The sequence below is a fragment of the Alcanivorax sp. HI0044 genome, from assembly GCF_001634945.1.
This window is the reverse complement of sequence record NZ_LWEZ01001448.1, coordinates 1-2,648: the sequence shown is the minus strand read 5'-3', so window position 1 is coordinate 2,648 and position 2,648 is coordinate 1. Positions and strand designations below refer to the sequence as shown.

Below are 2,648 nucleotides of genomic sequence, written 5' to 3'. Positions count from 1 at the left end.
AGCAATACAGCAGTTTGCCGTCGTCGCCCTTGCCAGTGGAATCGGTCATCGAATTGCCTCTAAACCTGTGTATTTGCTTTGAAGATGCAGGGTAGCCCGGTGTTTTTCAAGCCCGCCGGGCTGCTCTGCCGTTCCGTTAGGACACTTTTTGTACTAACTCGCCCTATTTAAACAGGACGCTGGCTCAACACCGCGTCAATGATGCCGTATTCCTTCGCTTCGTCGGCACTCATGAAGTTGTCACGGTCAGTGTCTTTTTCCAGCTGCTCGATGGGCTGGCCGGTGTGGTGAGCCAGCAAGCTGTTGAGCTGCCCTTTGATTTTCAGGATTTCCTTGGCGTGGATTTCAATGTCTGACGCCTGGCCCTGGAAGCCACCCAGCGGCTGGTGAATCATCACCCGGGCATTGGGCAGCGCAAAACGCTTGCCGGCAGCCCCGGCGGTAAGCAGGAAGGCCCCCATGCTGGCCGCCTGGCCTACACACATGGTGGACACATCCGGCTTGATGAACTGCATGGTGTCGTAGATGGACATCCCAGCGGTAACCGAACCACCCGGGCTGTTGATGTACAGGTGGATATCCTTGTCCGGGTTCTCGGACTCAAGGAACAGCATCTGTGCCACGATCAGGTTGGCCATGTGATCTTCCACCTGGCCGATCATGAAGATCACCCGTTCTTTCAGAAGGCGGGAGTAGATATCGAAAGAACGTTCCCCACGGGCGGTCTGCTCAATCACCACCGGCACCAGGCCCAGATTGGTCGGATCCTTGATCAGCTGGTTCATTTCCGGGGTAAGCGAGTTAATACGGCTCAAGTCGATCATGTAGCGCTTTCCTTCTCGTCGATCGTCCGTGGACGTTCTCAACTGTTTATTGATGCCGGAGGTCAACAACCGGCATGTACCTTGCGTTGTCTTGAGGGCCAGAAGGCCGGAATACAAGGCAAGCAAGGCAAATAGGTCTTCAGGCATCTTATGACGGCACTTGGGGGGCGTCTATAAAAGTGGGCGGGAGAGGGGTTTAAGTGCACAATTCTTGCGCAAATTGCGCATAAATAACGCAAAACGGGGCCCGAAGGCCCCGTTTTGAAGGTCAAACAGAAGGTTTAAATCAGCCTTCCGCTTGCTCGCGCGGCTTAACCGCGTCCTGGTAAGGCATGCTTTTCTCTTCCACCTTGGCGCTTTCCAGCACCAGGTCGACTACCTGCTCTTCCAGCACCGCACCTTCGATCTGCTGCAGCTGCTGCGGGTTGCTGTAGACCCAGCTCACCACTTCTTCCGGCTTTTCGTACTGCTCGGCAATCTCTTCAACGCGGGCTTTTACCTTGTCGGCATCTGCCTTGATTTCGTTCTTGTCGAGGATGGCACGCACTACCAGGCCCAGACGCACAGAGCGCTCGGCCTGCTCTTTGAACAGGTCATCCGGCAAGATGGAGGGATCAAACTGCTGACCACCACCAAACTGCTGCATCATCTGCTGACGCATGCGCTGGATTTCCTGGGTGACCAGAGCTGCCGGCAGGTCAAACTCATGCAGGTTCACCAACCCGTCCATGGCCTGCTCTTTCACCTTGCTGGTGATGGCATTCTTGAGCTCACGCTCCATGTTCTTGCGTACTTCAGCCTTGAACTTGGCTTCGTCACCATCGTCCACACCAAAGCCTTTCATGAACTCGGCGTCTACTTCCGGCAGCGCCTTGCCTTCTACCTTGTTGACCTTGATCTGGAACACAACAGCCTGCCCCTTCAGGTCTTCGGACTGATAGTCTTCCGGGAAGGTCACGTCGATGTCTTTCTCGTCACCGGCTTTCATGCCAACGATGCCATCTTCAAAACCCGGGATCATCTGGCCGGAGCCCAGCTCCAGGTTCTGCCCTTCGGCGGTACCGCCTTCGAAGGCTTCGCCGTCTTTCAGGCCTTTGAAATCGATATTGACGCGGTCACCGGTCTCGGCGGCACGGTCCACATCGGCAAACTCAGCGCGCTGCTGGCGCAGGGTTTCGATCATGGTGTCCACGTCGGCGTCAGTCACTTCAGCCTGGGGCTTTTCCACTTCGATGGTATCGAACGCGGCCAGCTCAACCTCCGGGTACACCTCGAAGGTCGCCACGAACTCCAGATCCTTGCCGGCTTCGTTGGTCTTGGCCTCGAAACCGGGCATGCCTGCGGGCTGCAGTTTTTCCTGCTCCACCGCTTCAATGAAGGCTTCACGCATAACGTCAGCCAGCACTTCGTTACGCACGGCCCCGCCAAAGCGACGCTTTACTTCACGCATGGGCACTTTACCCGGGCGGAAACCGTCCAGACGGATCGTTTTCTGGGCTTCCTGCAGCTTGCCTTCTACTGCCACATCCACTTTTTCTGCGGGTACACCCACCGTCACACGGCGCTCAAGACCTGAAGTCGTTTCAACAGAAACCTGCATAACATCCTCTTTAAAAAAGACTTTTATCTCTGCCCGCCGCCGAAATAACGCGAAGACGGCCTAATGAAGGGCGCAGATTATAATCAAAGGGAGCTTCGCTGCCTACAGTCTGCCTATAGCGCAGCACCTGAAGCCCATACGAAAAAGCCTCCGGGGATCTATCCCGGAGGCTTTTAATATGGGGTGACTGATGGGGCTCGAACCCACGACCGCCGGAATCACAA

At 55.8% G+C, this 2,648-nt stretch carries 2 protein-coding genes; both read right to left on the bottom strand.

The window, feature by feature from the left end:
- Positions 1–167: 167 nt before the first annotated feature.
- Positions 168–824: an ATP-dependent Clp endopeptidase proteolytic subunit ClpP gene (gene clpP, locus A3730_RS21685; RefSeq protein ID WP_082872489.1), complete on the bottom strand. Its 657-nt coding sequence runs from the start codon at positions 822–824 to the stop codon at positions 168–170.
- 286 nt (positions 825–1,110) lie between these two features.
- Positions 1,111–2,424: a trigger factor gene (tig, locus tag A3730_RS21680; RefSeq protein ID WP_063519172.1), complete on the bottom strand. Its 1,314-nt coding sequence runs from the start codon at positions 2,422–2,424 to the stop codon at positions 1,111–1,113.
- Between the last annotated feature and the right edge of the window lie 224 nt (positions 2,425–2,648).